This window comes from Pseudomonas sp. ASL9 (assembly GCF_056680335.1).
This window is the reverse complement of record NZ_CM155277.1, coordinates 1,115,569-1,133,549: the sequence shown is the minus strand read 5'-3', so window position 1 is coordinate 1,133,549 and position 17,981 is coordinate 1,115,569. Positions and strand designations below refer to the sequence as shown.

15 protein-coding genes, 1 tRNA gene and 6 pseudogenes are annotated in these 17,981 nt (G+C 56.7%); 10 read left to right on the top strand and 12 right to left on the bottom strand.

Features of this window, described 5'->3' with window-relative positions; translation table 11 throughout:
- Positions 1 to 389: 389 nt before the first annotated feature.
- Positions 390 to 575 (bottom strand): PA3371 family protein, encoded by a 186-nt coding sequence (locus AC1ME2_RS05285; RefSeq protein ID WP_480439749.1) that lies wholly within the window; start codon positions 573 to 575, stop codon positions 390 to 392.
- Between the two features lie 41 nt (positions 576 to 616).
- On the bottom strand, positions 617 to 859 hold the full coding sequence (locus AC1ME2_RS05280) for a hypothetical protein (protein WP_480439747.1): 243 nt from the start codon (positions 857 to 859) through the stop codon (positions 617 to 619).
- Positions 860 to 1,184: 325 nt separating this feature from the next.
- Here AC1ME2_RS05280 and AC1ME2_RS05275 point away from each other — a divergent pair.
- The 3 genes and pseudogenes from AC1ME2_RS05275 to AC1ME2_RS05265 form a co-directional block, all read left to right on the top strand.
- A tRNA-Arg gene (locus AC1ME2_RS05275) sits at positions 1,185 to 1,261 on the top strand.
- 261 nt (positions 1,262 to 1,522) lie between these two features.
- Positions 1,523 to 1,759: pseudogene (locus AC1ME2_RS05270) on the top strand (DUF1016 N-terminal domain-containing protein); the annotation flags it as partial.
- A 195-nt stretch (positions 1,760 to 1,954) separates the two neighbouring features.
- Positions 1,955 to 2,200: pseudogene (locus tag AC1ME2_RS05265) on the top strand (type I restriction enzyme endonuclease domain-containing protein); the annotation flags it as partial.
- Positions 2,201 to 2,583: 383 nt separating this feature from the next.
- Here AC1ME2_RS05265 and queD read toward each other — a convergent pair.
- On the bottom strand, positions 2,584 to 2,940 hold the full coding sequence (gene queD, locus AC1ME2_RS05260; protein WP_480439745.1) for a 6-carboxytetrahydropterin synthase QueD: 357 nt from the start codon (positions 2,938 to 2,940) through the stop codon (positions 2,584 to 2,586).
- A gap of 274 nt (positions 2,941 to 3,214) precedes the next feature.
- Between queD and AC1ME2_RS05255 the strand changes: the two genes are divergently transcribed.
- From AC1ME2_RS05255 to AC1ME2_RS05240, 4 genes are read left to right on the top strand one after another with little or no spacing between them, the layout of a single operon-like run.
- A complete protein-coding gene (locus tag AC1ME2_RS05255; RefSeq protein ID WP_480439743.1) occupies positions 3,215 to 3,523 on the top strand; it encodes a PepSY domain-containing protein in 309 nt (102 codons plus the stop codon).
- Positions 3,523 to 3,837 (top strand): PepSY domain-containing protein, encoded by a 315-nt coding sequence (locus tag AC1ME2_RS05250; protein ID WP_480439741.1) that lies wholly within the window; start codon positions 3,523 to 3,525, stop codon positions 3,835 to 3,837. The genes AC1ME2_RS05255 and AC1ME2_RS05250 overlap by 1 nt, the downstream gene beginning before the upstream one ends.
- A complete protein-coding gene (locus AC1ME2_RS05245; protein WP_480439739.1) occupies positions 3,837 to 4,505 on the top strand; it encodes a response regulator transcription factor in 669 nt (222 codons plus the stop codon). Before AC1ME2_RS05250 ends, AC1ME2_RS05245 begins: the two co-directional genes overlap by 1 nt.
- Positions 4,502 to 5,845: an ATP-binding protein gene (locus AC1ME2_RS05240; RefSeq protein ID WP_480439737.1), complete on the top strand. Its 1,344-nt coding sequence runs from the start codon at positions 4,502 to 4,504 to the stop codon at positions 5,843 to 5,845. Before AC1ME2_RS05245 ends, AC1ME2_RS05240 begins: the two co-directional genes overlap by 4 nt.
- Positions 5,846 to 5,883: 38 nt before the next feature.
- On the opposite strand, the pseudogene AC1ME2_RS05235 reads toward AC1ME2_RS05240, so the two are convergent.
- A pseudogene (locus tag AC1ME2_RS05235) lies at positions 5,884 to 6,480 on the bottom strand (methyl-accepting chemotaxis protein); the annotation flags it as partial.
- A 261-nt stretch (positions 6,481 to 6,741) separates the two neighbouring features.
- A pseudogene (locus AC1ME2_RS05230) lies at positions 6,742 to 7,812 on the bottom strand (cache domain-containing protein); the annotation flags it as partial.
- Positions 7,813 to 8,224: 412 nt separating this feature from the next.
- Between AC1ME2_RS05230 and AC1ME2_RS05225 the strand changes: the two are divergent.
- Positions 8,225 to 9,046 (top strand): annotated as a pseudogene (locus AC1ME2_RS05225) (cache domain-containing protein); the annotation flags it as partial.
- 36 nt (positions 9,047 to 9,082) lie between these two features.
- Positions 9,083 to 9,904: a methyl-accepting chemotaxis protein gene (locus tag AC1ME2_RS05220; protein ID WP_480442008.1), complete on the top strand. Its 822-nt coding sequence runs from the start codon at positions 9,083 to 9,085 to the stop codon at positions 9,902 to 9,904.
- Between the two features lie 113 nt (positions 9,905 to 10,017).
- Here the strand turns inward: AC1ME2_RS05220 and AC1ME2_RS05215 are convergent.
- Positions 10,018 to 10,152 (bottom strand): annotated as a pseudogene (locus AC1ME2_RS05215) (IS1595 family transposase); the annotation flags it as partial.
- 434 nt (positions 10,153 to 10,586) lie between these two features.
- Here AC1ME2_RS05215 and AC1ME2_RS05210 point away from each other — a divergent pair.
- Positions 10,587 to 11,651, top strand: coding sequence for an AI-2E family transporter (locus AC1ME2_RS05210; protein ID WP_480439736.1), 1,065 nt, complete (start codon positions 10,587 to 10,589; stop codon positions 11,649 to 11,651).
- A gap of 57 nt (positions 11,652 to 11,708) precedes the next feature.
- Here the strand turns inward: AC1ME2_RS05210 and nuoN are convergent, their stop codons facing one another.
- From nuoN to nuoI, 6 genes are read right to left on the bottom strand one after another with little or no spacing between them, the layout of a single operon-like run.
- Positions 11,709 to 13,178 carry an NADH-quinone oxidoreductase subunit NuoN gene (gene nuoN, locus AC1ME2_RS05205; RefSeq protein ID WP_480439735.1) on the bottom strand — a complete coding sequence of 490 codons (1,470 nt, stop codon included), beginning with the start codon at positions 13,176 to 13,178 and terminating at the stop codon, positions 11,709 to 11,711.
- Positions 13,179 to 13,185: 7 nt separating this feature from the next.
- Positions 13,186 to 14,718, bottom strand: coding sequence for an NADH-quinone oxidoreductase subunit M (gene nuoM / locus AC1ME2_RS05200; RefSeq protein WP_480439733.1), 1,533 nt, complete (start codon positions 14,716 to 14,718; stop codon positions 13,186 to 13,188).
- Between the two features lie 39 nt (positions 14,719 to 14,757).
- Positions 14,758 to 16,611, bottom strand: a complete 1,854-nt coding sequence (gene nuoL, locus AC1ME2_RS05195; RefSeq protein ID WP_480439732.1) for an NADH-quinone oxidoreductase subunit L — start codon at positions 16,609 to 16,611, stop codon at positions 14,758 to 14,760.
- Positions 16,608 to 16,916, bottom strand: coding sequence for an NADH-quinone oxidoreductase subunit NuoK (gene nuoK / locus AC1ME2_RS05190; protein WP_449636070.1), 309 nt, complete (start codon positions 16,914 to 16,916; stop codon positions 16,608 to 16,610). Before nuoK ends, nuoL begins: the two co-directional genes overlap by 4 nt.
- A 4-nt stretch (positions 16,917 to 16,920) precedes the next feature.
- A complete protein-coding gene (gene nuoJ, locus AC1ME2_RS05185) occupies positions 16,921 to 17,421 on the bottom strand; it encodes an NADH-quinone oxidoreductase subunit J (protein ID WP_480439730.1) in 501 nt (166 codons plus the stop codon).
- Between the two features lie 9 nt (positions 17,422 to 17,430).
- On the bottom strand, positions 17,431 to 17,979 hold the full coding sequence (gene nuoI / locus AC1ME2_RS05180) for an NADH-quinone oxidoreductase subunit NuoI (protein WP_480439729.1): 549 nt from the start codon (positions 17,977 to 17,979) through the stop codon (positions 17,431 to 17,433).
- Positions 17,980 to 17,981 lie beyond the last annotated feature (2 nt).

Sequence of the window (17,981 nt, the reverse complement as noted above, 5' to 3'; positions counted from 1 at the left end):
TTTAGCCAAATGTTCAACCCGGATGTCAAAGAGGCCATCATCATGCCTCAATTTGCCAGTTCCTTGGCGTCAATTCTGTGACAAATCTTGAACCTCATAAAGGCGCTTTGCCAGTACCGATTATCAGAAATGCGAGCTGCATTGCAAAGTATTTCTGCTATCAGCCATCTGGACCTCACCCTCAGGCTAATTCTAGCTAGCGTCAGGTGGGGTGGGGTGCGCTATTTATGAGCTTAGAGGGATTTGATCGATTTACTAGTGGAGACAGGCAAATCATGCGGAGAGGGGGATGCGCTGATGGTGATCGCGGAAGCGGCTATATAGATGCCGATCCTGAGGTCAATGGCTGGCCAGGTGCCTTTAGAGGCTAAAGCGGGAACGCGAGGAGGCTAGCGTAGCACCGGGTCAAATTTGATTTTACGACCGATCACCAGCGCCACAATGAAGAGCGTGACAAACAGACCGCTAGCGATGTTAAACCAAGTGCTCACAGCATGAGCGTCCAGCGGAAGCAACATATTGATGACGATTGCCATCAAAGCCAGAACCAGAAATGACAATGTGGATTTTGACATGGCTGTTCTCGTAGAAATTTACCCCGGAAAAAATCAGGCGACTAAAACACCCAGCGCTCAGAACGCTTGAGCGACATCGGCATGCTTTCGTTGCTGTCATTGGCGAGCATGGCTTTATTGGAGTACTGATTGGTCATGACAGCGAATTGTGCCGCCTGACGCAGTGGATGGTCCGTCTGCACCTGAACACTGACCTGTTCATTTCCACTGCTGCTACCCTGAAAGTGAACGGTCACCAGCACGACGAGGGCTGCAGCGTTGAGTAACGGAAGGACAATGTTCATATCGAGTGCCTCCACGCGGAACTTTTCTGTAGGGGGTTTCCTGTGTAGGTAGGTAAAGCACACCCTGTGCCAAGTGAAATTATACAAAAAATCTATATAAATCAATAGGTTGATATTATTTTCGTCTGCATCACTCTTGCACTTTGCAATGATGGCTATTTGGAGTAGTGCAATTTGCACGATGGTGGACAGGGCGCTTATCAAAAAATAGCTCATGGGTGCCGTACTACAGCTTAAAAAGCCAAGGACGACATGACAAAACCACACCATGCCGTTAACATGCACGCCGTCCTCGCTGGTGCCTTTCCTGTGTGCCAGCACGCGTGTCTCAGTAGCTCAATTGGATAGAGCATCCCCCTCCTAAGGGGAAGGTTGGCAGTTCGAACCTGCCCTGGGACACCATATCTTTTAAGCACTTATCACTCTTTTCGTTCTGTCTTTGTTTGGCTGGCTATCACTGGGCTAGCACGGCACTCTGCATCGATAGCCTAAGCGAAGAGTGATTTTGCCCCACAAGCCGGGCAGCGGCAGTCGACGCGGCCGGTAACGGTCCGGGCCTGGACCTAAGCGATGCCACAGGTCGAGCACACGATCACTTGCGGATGTCATTTGCTGGTGATTGACCCTGGTCGAAGCCGATGCGGCTAAGAGGCCCATGGCTGGGGCGCCAAGGTCATTGAGCGCCTGGCCCGCGACCTCAAGGATGCTTTTCCGGAGATGAAGGGCTGGTCAGCCAGCAACCTCAAGTACATGCGCTTCTTCGCTCTGCATTGTCCGGATCGCCAATTTGGTCAGCAGGCTGCTGACCAATTGCCCTGGTTCCATGTGCTGACCTTGCTGACCAAGCTGGACAGTCCTGCCGGCGGGTGGTATGCGCAACAAACCGTCCTGCAGGGCTGATCACGCAGCACGCTGGAACTGAATATTAAGAGCCGCCTGCAGCAACGCCAAGGCTCAGACGTGACCAACTTTGTCTCCCGCCTGCCAGCCGCTGATTCGGCTTTAGCCCAGGAAACCCTAAAAGATCCGTACCTGTTCGATTTTCTTGGCCTAGGCCTCGACGCTCAGGAACGCGAAATAGAATCGGGGCTGATCCGTCATAACGAAGCTTCGGTGCGCGAACTGGGCGACGAGATCCTGGCCAAAATTGCCCACGAACTGACCGCCAGCCTGCGAGCCAACGTGAGCGTCGATTGGAGCAGCCGTGAAAGCGTGAGGGCCAAACTGCGCATCCTGGTGCGGCGAATTCTGCGCAAGTACAAGTACCCGCCGGATCAAGCCGAGGAAGCGGCTCAGCTGATTCTTAACCAGGCCGAAACACTTTGTGAAGCGTGGCTTTAAGACAGCCCGACTGGCCAGGTTCTTGCGGCAGCCAGCGGTGCGTCGTTGACGGATCAAATGCCCATATTGCCAATGCAGACCTCCGTCTAGATCACCTGCCGGTACCAGAGGCCTCTTGGCGTGATCTGGAGCCGTTCTGCCTCACTTATGACGGCTAAGCGCAGGCACGAGCCGGTCCCAGTGAATCGGGTAGTGGTTGAGTCGGTTGTTTAGAGGCTATTGCAATGACTACCACGTACCCGGTAATACACGGCGATTGGATGCTTTTCGTCGGGAAAATATCGGAGCGTGGAGGCATGCCCTTAAACGGCGGAGTCAGCGACACCGCCTGAATTGGGAACGCATGACTGCCATTCCTACCGCGACCTTTTTTTGCCCTGAACTCAGTCGCCGCGATATTCACAACCGCTTGTGCAGGTCTCATGAATACGAATGGCAGAGAGTTCTGGAAGCAAAGGTTTCAACTGATTCCAGATCCATTTCACCAGGACTTCGCTGGTTGGATTTTCAAGGCCTGGAATATCGTTTAAGTAATTGTGATCTAGGCGTTCATACAGTGGCTTGAAGATCGCTTTGATTTCGGAAAAATCACGAATCCAGCCTGTATGAGGATCGACGTCGCCCGCCAAATAGATCGCCACACGAAATGAATGCCCGTGCAGGCGTCCGCATTTATGACCCTCAGGAACGTGGGGGAGACGGTGTGCAGATTCGAACGTAAACTCTTTGAAAATTTCCACAGTTTATCCAGCTCTAGAAAGTGGCAATCGCCGAGGCGATAAAAGCAGGCACCCAGTTTAGCAGCAATGGTTTGTCAGCTGCGCTAAAACAAAATCTGGCCAGAGCCCGGTAAGGGGCATAAAGCGCTTTGCCAGCTGTGCCTGCGGGCTAAAACATGCTCACTGAAAACGTAAACGTTGATGGCCCCTAGCCAGATAAATTTTTCAGCTTCAATTAAGTTGAGATGGTTATCGTTGTCGCCATGCGAAGCATCTGTGTCTACGGAGGCCTGACATGAAAACCGTTACTGTGCTGCTGACTACCGTCGCTCTTACGCTCACCGCAGGTATTGCCCTGGCTCGGGATTTAGGCCCAGGCGAGGCATTGAGGTTGCGAGATGCGGGCACTATTCAATCGTTCGAGAAGCTCAATGCTGCAGCATTGGCTAAACACCCTGGCTCGGGGATTACCGATACCGAACTGGAAGAGGAATATGGCAACCATGTCTATCAGGTCGAGCTGCGTGACCCGCAGGGCAGCGAATGGGATGTGGAAGTGGATGCCACCAGCGGCCAGGTCCTCAAGGATCATCAGGACACGTAATGAGAGTGAGTGAGCATCCTTACCGGTTTGTCGCATTGTTCTTGGTCCTATTCTGCTCTGGGCTTGGCGCTCGGGATCTGGATCAGGATGAAGCGCTGAGACTACGCCAGCAAGGTGTGATCCTGCCGCTTGAACAGCTCATAGAGCAGGCTCTGGGGCTTTACCCCGGTTCAAAGCTGTTGGAGGCCGATCTTGAGGAGAAACATGGCGTATACATCTACGAAATAGAGTTGTTGACGGTTGAAGGGGTGGTCCGGGAGCTGAAGTTCGACGCTCGCGACAGTCGATTATTAAAGGACAAGGACGATGATTGATGCGGCTGCTATTGGTTGAAGACCATGTGCCGCTGGCAGATGAACTGGTCGCCGGGCTTAACCGGCAGGGCTACGCAGTAGACTGGCTTGCCGATGGACGTGACGCGGTGTATCAGGGGGGCAGTGAGCCCTACGATTTGATTATCCTGGACCTTGGGCTTCCCGGTTTGCCAGGCCTCGACGTTCTTCAGCAGTGGCGTACCAGTGGTTTGCTCACTCCGGTATTGATTCTGACCGCTAGAGGCTCATGGGCTGAGCGTATTGAAGGGCTTAAAGCGGGGGCTGATGATTATCTGTGCAAGCCTTTTCACCCCGAAGAGCTACAGCTACGGATTCAGGCGTTGTTAAGGCGATCCCATGGCCTGGCCAATCAACCCAGGCTTGAGGCGGCGGGTCTGCATCTGGACGAAGGCCGTCAATGCGTGACCCAGGACAGTGTTGAAATCCAGCTGACCGCTGCTGAGTTTCGACTGCTGCGCTACTTCATGTTGCACCCCGAGCAAATACTGTCTAAAAGCCATTTGGCCGAGCATCTCTATGACGGTGAAAACGAGCGCGACTCCAATGTGATCGAAGTTCATGTCAATCACCTGCGGCGTAAACTCGGTCGCTCGGTGATCGGCACGCGTCGTGGTCAGGGGTATCGCTTCGGTGGGGAGGTCGATTGAGGTCCATACAGGCTCGTCTCAGTCTGGGGTTGATCAGCGTGCTAGTGATCGTGGGCCTGGTGTTGGCTCAAACCAGTCTGTGGTTGTTCGAGTTGGGATTGCAACGTTACCTGGAGTCAGGGCTGCGCAATGAAAGCCAAAATCTGTTGGTAGCGCTTGCACGGGGTCCCGAAGGCCTTCAATTGGATGAGCGCCACCTGACACCCGCTTACCAACAGCCTTACTCGGGCCACTATTTTCGAATCGACTTTCCTGACGGGCATTGGCGCTCTCGATCGCTGTGGGACCTTGAGTTCCCCAGTCCGGAAACAGCTGGCCTGCACACCCATTTCGAGCTGGGACAAAGCGGTCAGTCATTGTTGGTTCTACGTGCGGATTACCGTCGATTCGGTCAGGCACTTTCCATCACTGTGGCTCAAGACTACACGCCGGTGGAGGCCAGCTTTCAGCGTGTTCAGCAAATTGGTCTGGGGTTGGGGGGCACAGCGTTGATGCTGATCCTCGTCCTGCAACGTCTCACTGTGCGTCGCGCGCTGCGACCCTTGGAAAACGCCCGTCAGCAGATCGCCCAGTTGCAACAGGGGCAGCGCTCACAACTTGATGATTGTGTGCCGGTCGAACTGGTGCCTTTGGTTGGGCAGATTAATCACCTGCTTGCTCATACCGAGGACAGTCTCAAGCGCTCACGCAATGCGCTCGGCAATCTAGGTCATGCGCTGAAAACGCCTCTGGCGGTGTTGGTCAGTCTGGCGGCCAGCGAAAAGCTTGATGCTTACCCAGCCTTGCGCAGCACCTTGCGTGAGCAGTTGGAACAGATTCAGCAACGCCTTTCGCGCGAATTGAATCGTGCACGCCTGTCTGGAGATGCCTTGCCTGGGGCGCAGTTCGATTGCGACGTAGAGCTGCCCGGCCTGTTTGCTACGCTGGGCATGATCCATGGCGATCACCTGGAGATGAGCAAAGTGGTTGCACCCGGCCTGCGTTTGCCATGGGACAGGGAGGATCTTCTCGAGTTGATGGGCAACGTGTTAGACAACGCCTGCAAGTGGGCCGACAGCGTGGTGCGTCTGAGTATCACGCAACAGTCGAAGCGTTATTGTTTGTTGATCGATGATGATGGCCCTGGCATTCCTGAAGCGCGTCGCAATGAGGTGCTCGGCCGCGGGTCAAGGCTGGATGAACAGGTCAGCGGCCATGGGCTGGGGTTGGGTATCGTGCGTGACATTGTCGATGCATGGGGCGGTCGTCTGCAATTGCTGTCCAGTCCCTTGGGCGGGCTTCAGGTGCGTATCGATCTTCCCGAGCGAACGGCTCTCGATCATGTGGATATCAGCCGCTAATCAGACTCCGGCGAATGCCGCCGGAGTCGGCAAGAGCGTTACACGCGGAACTGATCCATCAGGCGCTGTTGTTGATTGGCCAGGCTATTGAGGGACTGACTCACCCGAGCCGACTCATTGGCTTGCCCGGAAAGAGACTCGGTGACGTCGCGAATGGTGGCCACATTGCTGTTGATCTCCTCGGCGACGGCGCTCTGTTCTTCGGCGGCACTGGCAATTTGCAGGTTCATGTCCGAGATCACCGTGACCGCCTCGCCGATCCGGCGTAGCGCTGTCACCGCCTGGCTGACGTGCTCGACACTGTTTTGCGCCTGACGGTGGTTACTGCTCATGGTGCTGACGACTTCCTGGGTGCCGCTTTGCAGGTGCTCGATGACCTGGCGAGTTTCTTCGACGGACTCCTGGGTGCGGCGAGCGAGGTTACGCACTTCATCGGCCACCACGGCAAAACCCCGTCCGGCTTCACCCGCACGCGCCGCTTCGATCGCCGCGTTGAGCGCCAGCAGGTTAGTCTGCTCGGCAATCGCCCTGATCACTTCCAGCACCGACCCGATTTTCTCACTGCTGACGGCCAAGCCTTCGACTTGAAGCATGGCGGAGCTCATATCGGCAGCCAGGTTGTCGATACTGTCAGTGGTCTGGTCAATAACGTTGAGTCCTTGTCGAGTCGCTTCATCGGCATCTCGGGCGGCATGCGCGGCCTGAGCCGCGCTGCGGGCAACATCCTGAGCGGTTGCACTCATTTCATGGGACGCGGTTGCGACCTGATCCACCTGGCGATATTGCAGCTCCATGCCAGCACTGGTCTGGGCCGCAATGGCTGCTGACTGATCAGCTGTATTACGGGCATCTTGAACCGAGTTTTTGACCTCTCCGATGATGGGCTGCAGCTTGTCTAGAAAACGGTTGAATCCACTCGCCAGCGCGCCCAGTTCATCTTGCTTGGCGTACGCCAGGCGCCGCGTAAGATCGCCTTCGCCGCTGGCGATATCTTCGAGCATGTGCGCAACCCCAAGGATGGGGCGGGTAACACTGCGAGCCATCAGCCAGACGAATAATAAGCCAATGACAGCGGCCAGCAGACCGAGCCCCAACTCGATCATCACGCCGTCAGCGCTGCGCTGATCAAGTTGAGTTTTAAGCGCTTCAGCGGGACCGATAAGCGCTTTCTCGGGCACATCCAGCAAAACGCCCCAAGGTTTACCGCCGGGGATGGGCATAAAGGAGGCGAGCACCTTCAGGCGTTGATTGGCGCGCAGGCTTTGCACCTGAGTACTGCTGGCCAGCAAACGCAGGATTTCTGCGCCGTTTGCCGGGTCGACCTGATCGAGACGCTTGCTGAGTTTGCTGGCGTCGGGGCTGAAACCGGCGAGCACGCCAACCGGGCTTATAATGCTAACGTCAGTTTGTCCGTTATAAAGCTGTTGGCTCGCCTGTTGGCTGACCGCCTGCAAGCTATTGAGGTTGATGTCTACCGACAGCGACGCAATGAGTTTTCCGTCCAGGATCAGAGGGAATACGATGCTGGTCATCAACACATTCTGACCATCGATCTGGTAAAAATAGGGCTCGATGACGCAGGGCTTCAGCGTTGTGCGCGGGCAGGTGAACCATGCGTTGTTCGCTTCCCCACTGGGGCCGACGCTGGTGTCGGCTATGTCGCTTTCAGGCAGTGACATGGACGTCAGTTTGCCAGCGACAGGCTGCGACCAATACAGGGCAAAACGGCCCTTCTCATTGCTGCCGAGATGTTTTTGATCGACGAACAGTTCATCCTTGCTGTCCAGCGCATTGGATTCAAAGACCAATGAAATTCCGAGCAACTCTGGATTGGCCTCAAGCGCGGCCTTTACCTGGCGTGTCAGGTCTTCACGCAGATCAAAAGCATCAAGAAAGCGTTTCTCTGCCTGATCGCGCAGGAACAACACCTGACGGGCAAAACCGTTGCCATATTGAAAGGCATCCATGAACTGGCGACGAATAGTCAGCGCCTGTACGTCACCTTGAGCTTCGATCCGCGATTTAGCTGCTTCGTTGAGCATCTCCATGCTTGATGCTTTCACCAACTCGGAGCTGTGCTCCATGCGGTACAGAGAAAGTCCCACGAGCAACGTAACGATGCCCGACAGACACAAGCCGGCCAGCAGGGTGATTTTCCATTGAATGGAAAGCTGTCTGAGCGACATGGAGAGGTCCTTTCAGCGGATAGGGCGGCAGATTCTATCGTTATCGTCCCTCAACATTGTTTCGTTATTCCGACAATAAAATACGCTTTTACCTACAAAACCGACGGACGATTCTCAATTTTTCAGGATCACGGCCGCTAACCAATAAAACACCGCGACTTAACCATTGGAATACCAATAAGAGTGGAAACTTATGCGTCTTAATCTGAAGGCCAAAGTGCTGTCGCTTGCAGTCCTGCCCGTGCTGATCTTCGCGCTGGTGATTAGCGTAACCACTGTATTGATGTTGCAGGGACAGGCGAAAAGAGAGGTCGATGACACGCGGCAACGCCTGCTCACCGAAGCCAAGGCCACGCTGCAAAGTTACGTTTCCGTTGCGTTAGGGACCATCAAGCCTTTGTATGACGCTGCGGCCCCCGGAGACAAGGTCGTGCAAGCGCAGGTGGTGAAGATGCTTTCCACTATCGCCTACGGTAAGGACGGTTATTTCTTCGGTTATGACTCGGAAGCGGTACGCCTGTTTAAGGGCAGCAGCCCAGAAGACATTGGTAAAAGCTTCAAAGACGCCCGTGACCCCAATGGTGTCTATGTCAACCGCGAACTGGTCGCGGTCGGTAAGGCCGGCACACACTATCTGCAGTACTCCTCAGCGTTGCCAGGAAAATCAGAGGTGTTACCCAAACTGGGCTACACCGAATACCTGCCCAAATGGGACATGGTGTTCGGTTCTTCGATCAACCTTGACGGGATTGAAGCTCAGGTCGTTGAAGTCCAGAAGAACGTCGATGCGCGCATGCAGGACATGTTGCTGAGTATTGTCGGCATCGCCCTGCTGCTGTTGGTGTTGATTGCTATCGTCGGGGCGGTTCTGGCGGGCACCATTTTGCGCCCACTGCGCTTGATGAAAGCCAATCTGGATGACATCGCGGCCGGCGAAGGCGACCTGACTCGCCGTCTGGCAGTCACCAGCGGGGATGAGCTGGGCGAGCTGGCGGGCTCGTTCAACCGTTTCGTCGATAAAATTCATGGGCTGGTGCGTCAAATCGCCGAAATGACCACGCAACTCACTGGATTGGTCAGCGAAGTGTCCGACCAGGCCCATCGCTCCGAGCATGCAATGGAGCGTCAGCGTCACGAAACCGATCAAGTGGCCACCGCGATCAATGAAATGTCCGCAGCGGCCCATGAGGTAGCGAGAAGTGCGCAAGGTGCCGCGGTAGCTGCCCAGCAAACCGATGTGGAAGGTCAAGCGGCCAAGCGTGTAGTGGATGGCAGCATCAAGCAGATCCACGCGTTGGTTGATGATATTCGTAGCAGCGGCACTTCCCTGGACAGCCTGCAGAATGACGTTTCTTCAATTGTGAGCGTACTTGGGGTGATTCGCTCTATCGCCGACCAGACCAACTTGCTGGCACTCAACGCGGCGATCGAAGCCGCGCGTGCGGGGGATGCGGGACGCGGCTTTGCGGTGGTGGCTGACGAGGTGCGAGCGCTGGCCAGTCGGACCCAGCAGAGCACCCAAGAGATCCAGGGCATGATCGATCGTTTACAGCAGGGCACGCAGGGGGCCGTGGAGGCCATGCGTCGCTCCAGTGACGCTGGCGATGGTACCTCGGCGCGGGCCAACGAGGCGGGCATGTCGCTGGACACCATTGCGGCACTGATCGGCACGATCAACACGATGAACGCGCAGATTGCCAGCGCCGCCGAAGAGCAGACCGCCGTGGCCGAAGAGATCAACCGCAGCGTGCATCAGATCGCCGAATCGGTGGACAGCGTCGCCGATCAAACCCAGCAAAGCGCACAGACTTCGCGCAGCCTGGCAGACCTGGGCCAACGCCTTGGCAGATTGGTCGGGCAATTCCGTATCTGATCTATACGGGGTAAGGCCGCAATGGTCTTTGTGGGAGCGAGTTCATTCGCGAAAGCGGACAACATCAGCCACCGCTGATGTTGGCTGTGCTGGCCTCTTCGCGAATGAATTAGCTATGTCTGCGTTAAGTGTTGCATAGGGTCATGCCCGAGTGATTCCCTCAATAAAATCAATGGATTGATTTGGTTTCCATAACGTTCAAGCAGGCGCCGCCAGCCCAGGTAATTGGCCAGATATTTGGTGACTAAAAGCGGTGGACACGTTGTGCCCTTCGCAGGCAAGCCTGCTCCCACAGAGGAATGCGATCTAGTGTGGGAGCAGGCTTGCCTGCGAATGATGCGACTCGATATCGCTGACCCACCAGACAAAGAAAAGCCCCGCATGACGTGAGCCCCAGATAACCAGCTTTTGAATTCTGTCGCTCGCATTGCATACCTCCTGAGAGGGATGTCGCCACCTCTGCATGTTTAGCCTCTAGCAACACTTAACGCAGACATAGCGAATGAATTCGCTCCCACGACCTGTTGGAGCGAACTGAAATCTCTCTTGTCCGATCCCGGCAGCACCTCCATGTCCTCATTCTCTATCTAAGCTGATCACACGGCGGACGGCACTCGCCTGTGGTTTGGCTGACTAAATAGTAGGCCGAGTGAGCGCCGGGCCTAACTGGCATGGACAGGACATGAACGAACGTACGCTGCAGTACAAAACTTTTCTCGCGCTGTTGGTGTTGGTCACCATCGCCTTCATCTGGATTCTTCTGCCCTTCTTTGGCGCCGTTTTCTGGGCGGTGATTCTGGGGATCCTCTTTGCGCCCCTGCAACGGCGATTGCTGCTGCGCTTTGGTATGCAACGCAATCTGACATCACTGTGCACCTTGATGATCTGTCTGGTTATCGCGATTTTTCCGGTCATCGTCATCAGCACATTGCTGGTCCAGGAAGGCGCCACCCTTTACAACAACATCGAAAGCGGGCAGTTGGACATTGCCAAGTACTTGGCGCAATTCAAAGCACTATTACCGCCGTACTTCAGGCATTTGCTCGACCATCTCGGCATGGGGAACCTGAATGGCTTGCGCGACAAAATCGTCAAAGGGGCAATGGAAGGCAGCCAATACCTGGCGACCCAGGCATTCAGCGTGGGTCAGGGGACGTTTGATTTCGTGGTGAGTTTTTTCATCATGCTGTATCTGCTGTTTTTCTTCCTGCGCGATGGCCCTGAGCTAGTGCGCACGATCCGTATCGCTGTGCCGCTGGCCGAACCACAAAAGCGCCGGTTGCAACTGAAGTTCGCCCGAGTGGTGCGGGCGACGGTGAAAGGTAATGTGGTGATGGCTATCGTCCAAGGGGTGCTGGGTGGTCTGATTTTCTGGTTCCTAGACATCCCCAGCGCCTTGCTCTGGGCGGTATTGATGGCCTTTCTATCGTTGCTGCCAGCGGTGGGGGCGGGGATCGTCTGGGTTCCGGTGGCCGCTTACTTCCTGCTCAGCGGCATGATCTGGCAGGGCGTGGTGCTCGGGCTGTTTGGGGTGTTCGTGATCGGATTGGTGGACACCGTCCTGCGGCCGATTCTGGTGGGCAAGGACACCAAAATGCCGGACTACCTGATTTTGATCTCTACTCTGGGCGGGATGGCGGTATTCGGCCTGAACGGGTTTGTTATCGGGCCGATGGTGGCCGCGTTGTTCATGTCGACCTGGGGTTTGTTTATCGGGGCCAAGAGGACCATGCGGTTGCCTGGCTAGATTTCAATCGCCATAAAAAAGCCCTGCATGAGCAGGGCTATTTTATGCATCAGTGCATCAGCCGACCAGTTGCAGGCCTGCGTGTTGCACCATGTCCAGCAATGGTTGCGGGTAGACACCTAGAACGAAGGCCAGAACTGCGATCGCCAGCAGCATCACGCCGCCGGTACGCTGTGCCCAGTTGAAGGGGGCATCGTGACGATGCAGCTTGGGCTCGACCAGATACAGCGTGACCATCACTCGCAGGTAATAGAACACGCCAATGGCGCTACCGATGACCAGCGAACCCACCAACCACCACTGATGCGACTCGACGCCCGTGGTAATGATGTAGAACTTACCGATGAAGCCTGCCGTCAGGGGGATGCCCGCCAAGGACAGCATCATCAAGGTCATCACCGCCGTCAGGTACGGACGACGCCAGAACAGGCCGCGGTATTCGAACATCGCGTCCGCATCACGCCCGCTGTAAGGCGAGGACATCAAGGTGATTACACCGAAAGCACCGAGGGTGGTGATCACGTAGGTCACCAGGTACACGCCAATCGCCTCGACCGCGATGCCATTGCTGGCAACCAGGGCAATCATCAGGTAGCCGAAGTGGGCGATAGACGAGTAACCGAGCAGGCGTTTGAGGTTGGTCTGGGTCAGTGCCAGCAAGTTACCGATCAGGATCGACGCCACTGCAATGACGGCCAGCACATCGTGCATCACGCCACTGCTCGCTACCGGGGAGATCTGGAACAGCCGCACCAGCACGGCAAACACTGCAACTTTACTGGCGGTTGCCAGAAAAGCCGCTACCGGGGCAGGGGCGCCCTCATAAACGTCTGGGGTCCATAAGTGGAAAGGCACCAGCGACAGCTTGAACGCCAGGCCCACCAGCATCATTGCCAGGCCAAGCTGAGCAATCGGGCTTGGCAGGCCAGTCGCCGCCATTGCCGCGCCGATACCGCCGAAGCTCAACGTGCCGGATTCGGCATACAGCAATGCCATGCCGAACAGCAGAAACGCGGAGCCTGCAGCCGACAGCACCATGTACTTGATGCCGCCTTCGAGGGAACGCTTATTGAAGAAGGCGTAAGCCACCAGACCGTAGACGGGTACCGACAGCAGTTCCAGTCCGATGAACAGGCCCGCCAGGTGTTGTGCGCTGACCAGTACCAGACCACCTGCCGATGCCAGCAGAATCAACAGGTAAAGTTCTTCGCGGTTGCCGGGGTAGCCTGAAGCCTTCTCTCCGAGATAGGCGTGTGCCAGGGTGACGCACGCCAGGGTCGAGGCAAGGATGAGCCCCATATACAGGCAGGCGAAATTATCGATCTTCAGCAGTGGGGTCACCACCAGTGGCGCGACTTTCAGCGCCGGGTAGATCGATAGCAGTGCCAGGTTGAGTCCTGCCACAGTGAGCAGGAAGGTTTGCGAATGATTGCGACGCCAGGCGATAGCCAGCATCACCACGACAATCGTGGCGCTGGTAATCAGCAGCGGCGCAAGCGCAATAAAGTGTTGAATCGTCAGGTCCATAGCGCTCTTACCGTGCCGAAGCAAGTTGAGTGAAGGCGGTGCTGAGCCATTGCTGCACGCCATGCATTGTGGCCGCAGAGGTATCGAGGAACGGTTGCGGGTAGATGCCAATCCAGATCAGCAGTGCCGCCATTCCCAGCACCATGATCAATTCACGTGTGTCCATGCCGGCCAGCACTTCATCCGACTTGGAAGGGCCGAAGTAGGCACGGTGGATCATGATCAGCGAGTAGACCGAGCCGAGTACCAGGCCGGATGTTGCAATCGCGGTAATCCAAGGGGCGCTGACAAACGTGCCGAGCAGAATCAGGAACTCGCCGACAAAGTTACCGGTGCCAGGCAAGCCGAGTGATGCGGCCGCGAAGAACAGGCTGATCGCCGGTAGGTACGCGATACGTGACCACAAGCCTCCCATTTCCCGCATGTCACGGGTATGCATACGCTCGTACAACTGGCCGCTGAGGATAAAGAGGGCCGCCGCCGAGATACCGTGAGCGAGCATCTGAATTACGGCACCTTGCATGGCTTGCTGGCTGCCGGAGTAGATCCCGATCAACACGAAGCCCATGTGCGAGACGCTGGAGTACGCGACCAGGCGCTTGATATCGGTCTGGGCGAACGCGAGGAACGCGCCGTAGAAGATACCGACCAGGCCCAGGGTCATGGCAATGGGCGCGAACTCTGCCGACGCGTTGGGGAACAGCGGCAGGGCGAAGCGTATCAAGCCATAAGCGGCGGTTTTCAGCAGGATACCGGCCAAATCGACGGAACCTGCGGTCGGCGCTTGAGCGTGAGCGTCCGGCAGCCAGGAGTGGAACGGCACCACCGGCAGTTTCACCGCGAAGGCGACGAAGAAGCCCAGCATCAGAATGTATTCAGTCCCGGGTGCCAGCTTTGTCTTGAGCAACTGGGCGTAGTCGAACGTGATCACACCGGTGTTGTTGAAGTTGACCAGCACCAGACCCAGGATCGCCACCAACATGATCAGGCCGCTGGCCTGGGTGAAGATGAAGAACTTGGTCGCTGCGTAGATCCGGGTCTTCTTGCCGTCCGATGAGCTGTGACCCCAGAGCGCGATGAGGAAGTACATCGGCACCAGCATCATTTCCCAGAAGAAGAAGAACATGAACAGGTCGATGGCGAGGAACACGCCGATCACACCGCCCAGAATCCACATCAGGTTGAGGTGGAAGAAGCCAACGTTACGCTGGATCTCTTTCCACGAACACAACACCGACAGCACGCCGAGCAGACCGGTCAGCAACACCATCAGCAGCGACAGGCCGTCGAGGGCCAGGTGCACACTGATGCCGAAGCGTTGGATCCACTGGAGCTTGAATTCGACTGCCCAGGTGGGGTCGACGCCAGGCGCCGGAGCAAAGTGGAAGTCTCCATGGGCCCACAGCCAGAGGCCGAGAGCGAGTTCCAGAGACATGGTCAGCAGCGCAATCCAGCGTGGCAGGGTAGAGCCGAAGCGCTCACCCAGCCAGCACAGCAGGCCGCCGATAAAGGGGATCAGGATTAGCCAAGGCAGAATCATGACGAGCTCAATTCCTTTCGCAAATTCGCAAGGTTCATGTCAGACCGCAACCAGCACGATGGCGCCGAGCACCAATACAGCGCCTGCAGCCATTGAAGCGGCGTACCAACGTAGCTGGCCAGTCTCGGTGCGGCTCAGGGCGTTATGACTGCCCTTGGCCAGACGCGGGATCAAACCAATGGTGCGGTCGAGTGGGTCTTTGCGCAGTACTTGGCTGATCATCAGGTAAGGTTTGACGAACAGCTTGTCGTACAGCCAATCGAAGCCCCATGCCGCGAACCACCAGGTCGTCAGGAAACGGCCCGGAGCGCTGTTGGCGATAGCGGTAACAAAGCGACGCTTGCCGAGAAACAGCATGGCCGCGAGCAGGATACCGGCGATGACAATGGCCCCCGACGCGATTTCCAGACTGTCCTTGGCTTCACCGCCGGCATGGCCGATGCTCTGCGGTAAGACACCGGCCAAGGGTGGGGTGATCAGCGCGCCGATAAAGGTCGACAGAATGATCAGCACCGACAGCGGCAGCCAGTGAGCGATACCGTGACCGGCGTGCGCTTCGGTCTTCGCTTCACCGTGGAAGGTGATGAAGATCAGGCGGAAGGTGTACAGCGACGTCATGAATGCGCCGACCAGGCCTGCGTACAGCAGCGCGTGGTTACCGCTGGCGAAGGCTTCCCAAAGAATTTCATCTTTGGAGTAGAAGCCGGCGGTCAGCAGAGGCAGGGCAGACAACGCTGCGCCACCGACGATGAAGCTGACGTAGGCCAGTGGCAGTTTTTTCCACAGGCCGCCCATCTTGAAGATGTTCTGCTCGTGGTGGCAGGCAACGATCACCGAACCGGACGCGAGGAACAACAGCGCCTTGAAAAAGGCGTGGGTCATCAAGTGGAAAATCGCGCCTTCCCAGGCACCCACACCCAGCGCCAGGAACATGTAGCCAATCTGGCTCATGGTCGAGTAGGCGAGGATACGTTTGATGTCGGTTTGCACCAATGCCGCGAAACCTGCCAACACCAACGTTACACCACCGACGATACCGACCAGATGCAGGACATCTGGTGCCAGTTCGAACAGGCCGTGGGTCCGTGCGATCAGGTAAACACCTGCGGTCACCATGGTCGCGGCGTGGATCAGTGCCGATACCGGCGTCGGGCCTGCCATCGCATCTGCCAGCCAGGTTTGCAGCGGCAGTTGCGCGGATTTACCGACCGCACCACCGAGCAGCATCAAGGTTGCCAGCACGATCCAGAAATCACCTGCGCTGAAGTGTTCCGGTGCACGCACCAGAAGCTCCTGGATATTTAGCGTACCCAGTTGCTGGAACAGAATGAACAAGCCGATGGCCATGAACACGTCGCCGACGCGGGTGACGACAAAGGCCTTGAGTGCGGCGTTACCGTTGTTGCGGTTGCTGTAGTAGAAACCGATCAACAGATAGCTGCACAGGCCAACGCCTTCCCAACCCAGGTACAGGAACAACAGGTTATCGCCCAGAATCAGGAACAGCATGCTGGCGATGAACAGGTTGGTGTAGGCGAAGAAGCGCGAGTAACCGGCTTCACCGCGCATGTACCAGGACGCGAACAGGTGGATCAGGAAGCCTACGCCCACCACCACACCCATCATGGTCAAGGACAGACCATCAAGGTACAGGGCGAAGTTCGGTTCGAAGCCGTCCACCGACATCCAGTGCCACAGCAGTTGGGTGTAGTGGCCACCCTCAGGGGGTGCGACGTTGAATTGCCAGATGATCCAGGCCGTCACGATGGCCGACAGTCCAATGGAGCCGACGCCGATCAGCGCGGCAAGGTTTTCCGAGATGCGTCCACGAGAGAACGCGAGCAACAGGAAACCAATCAGGGGGAATACGAAAGTCAGAAAGAGAAGGTTCATCCGCGCATCTCGCTGGCAGCGTCGATATCGAGAGTGTGGAAGCGGCGATACAGCTGCATCAGGATCGCCAGGCCAATACTGGCCTCGGCGGCTGCAAGGCTGATCACCAGGATGAACATGATCTGTCCATCCGGCTGCGCCCAGCGGCTACCGGCAACGATGAACGCCAGAGCAGACGCGTTCATCATGATCTCCAGGCTCATCAGCACGAAGAGGATGTTGCGGCGCACCATCAGACCGACCAGGCCGAGGCAGAACAGGATGCCGGCGACCGCCAGACCGTGTTCAAGAGGGATTGCATTCATGGCTTTACTCCTTCGCCTCGTTGCGTCCGAGATGGAATGCCGTTACCGCTGCCGCGAGGAGCAGCATGGAGGCAAGTTCCACCACCAGCAGATAAGGACCAAACAGGCTGATGCCTACCGCTTTGGCATCCACAGTGGTATGGCCGATGCCGGCGCCGGTCGGGTTGGCGAACAGTACGTACAGCAGCTCGGCGAGCAGCAGTACGCCCAGAATCACCGGGCCGATCCAGATGCCGGGTTTGAGCCAGATACGTTCTTGCTGCACCGAGGCAGGGCCCAGGTTCAGCATCATCACCACAAACACGAACAGGACCATGATGGCGCCTGCGTAAGCGATGACTTCCAGCACGCCGGCGAAGGGAGCACCGAGACTGAAAAAGGTCATGGCGACAGCAATCAGTGAAATGATCAGGTAGAGCAGGGCGTGCACCGGGTTCGTGTTGGTGATCACCCGAAGGGTGGCCACAACAGCGACGCCAGATGCGAAATAGAAAGCGAATTCCATCTTTCTTCCTTAAGGCAGCAAGCTCTTCACGTTGATCGGTTCGGCTTCATTCTGCGCGGAGCCTTTAGGCTTACCGGCGATGGCCATACCGGCAACGCGATAGAAGTTGTAATCAGGGTTTTTACCAGGGCCGGAGATCAGTAGATCTTCCTTCTCGTAAACCAGATCCTGACGTTTGAACTCGGCCATTTCGAAATCCGGTGTCAGCTGGATCGCGGTGGTCGGGCAGGCTTCCTCGCAGAGGCCGCAGAAAATGCAGCGCGAGAAGTTGATGCGGAAAAACTCCGGGTACCAACGACCATCTTCGGTCTCGGCTTTCTGCAACGAGATGCAGCCTACCGGGCACGCCACGGCGCACAGATTGCAGGCTACGCAACGCTCTTCGCCGTCAGGGTCGCGGGTCAGGACGATACGGCCACGGTAGCGCGGCGGCAGGTACACCGGCTCTTCCGGGTACTGCAGCGTGTCGCGCTTGCGAAATGCATGAGAGAACACCATCACCAGGCTGCGAAGCTGGGTGTAGGTGCCATGCACGATGTCAAACAGATACTTGAGCATGG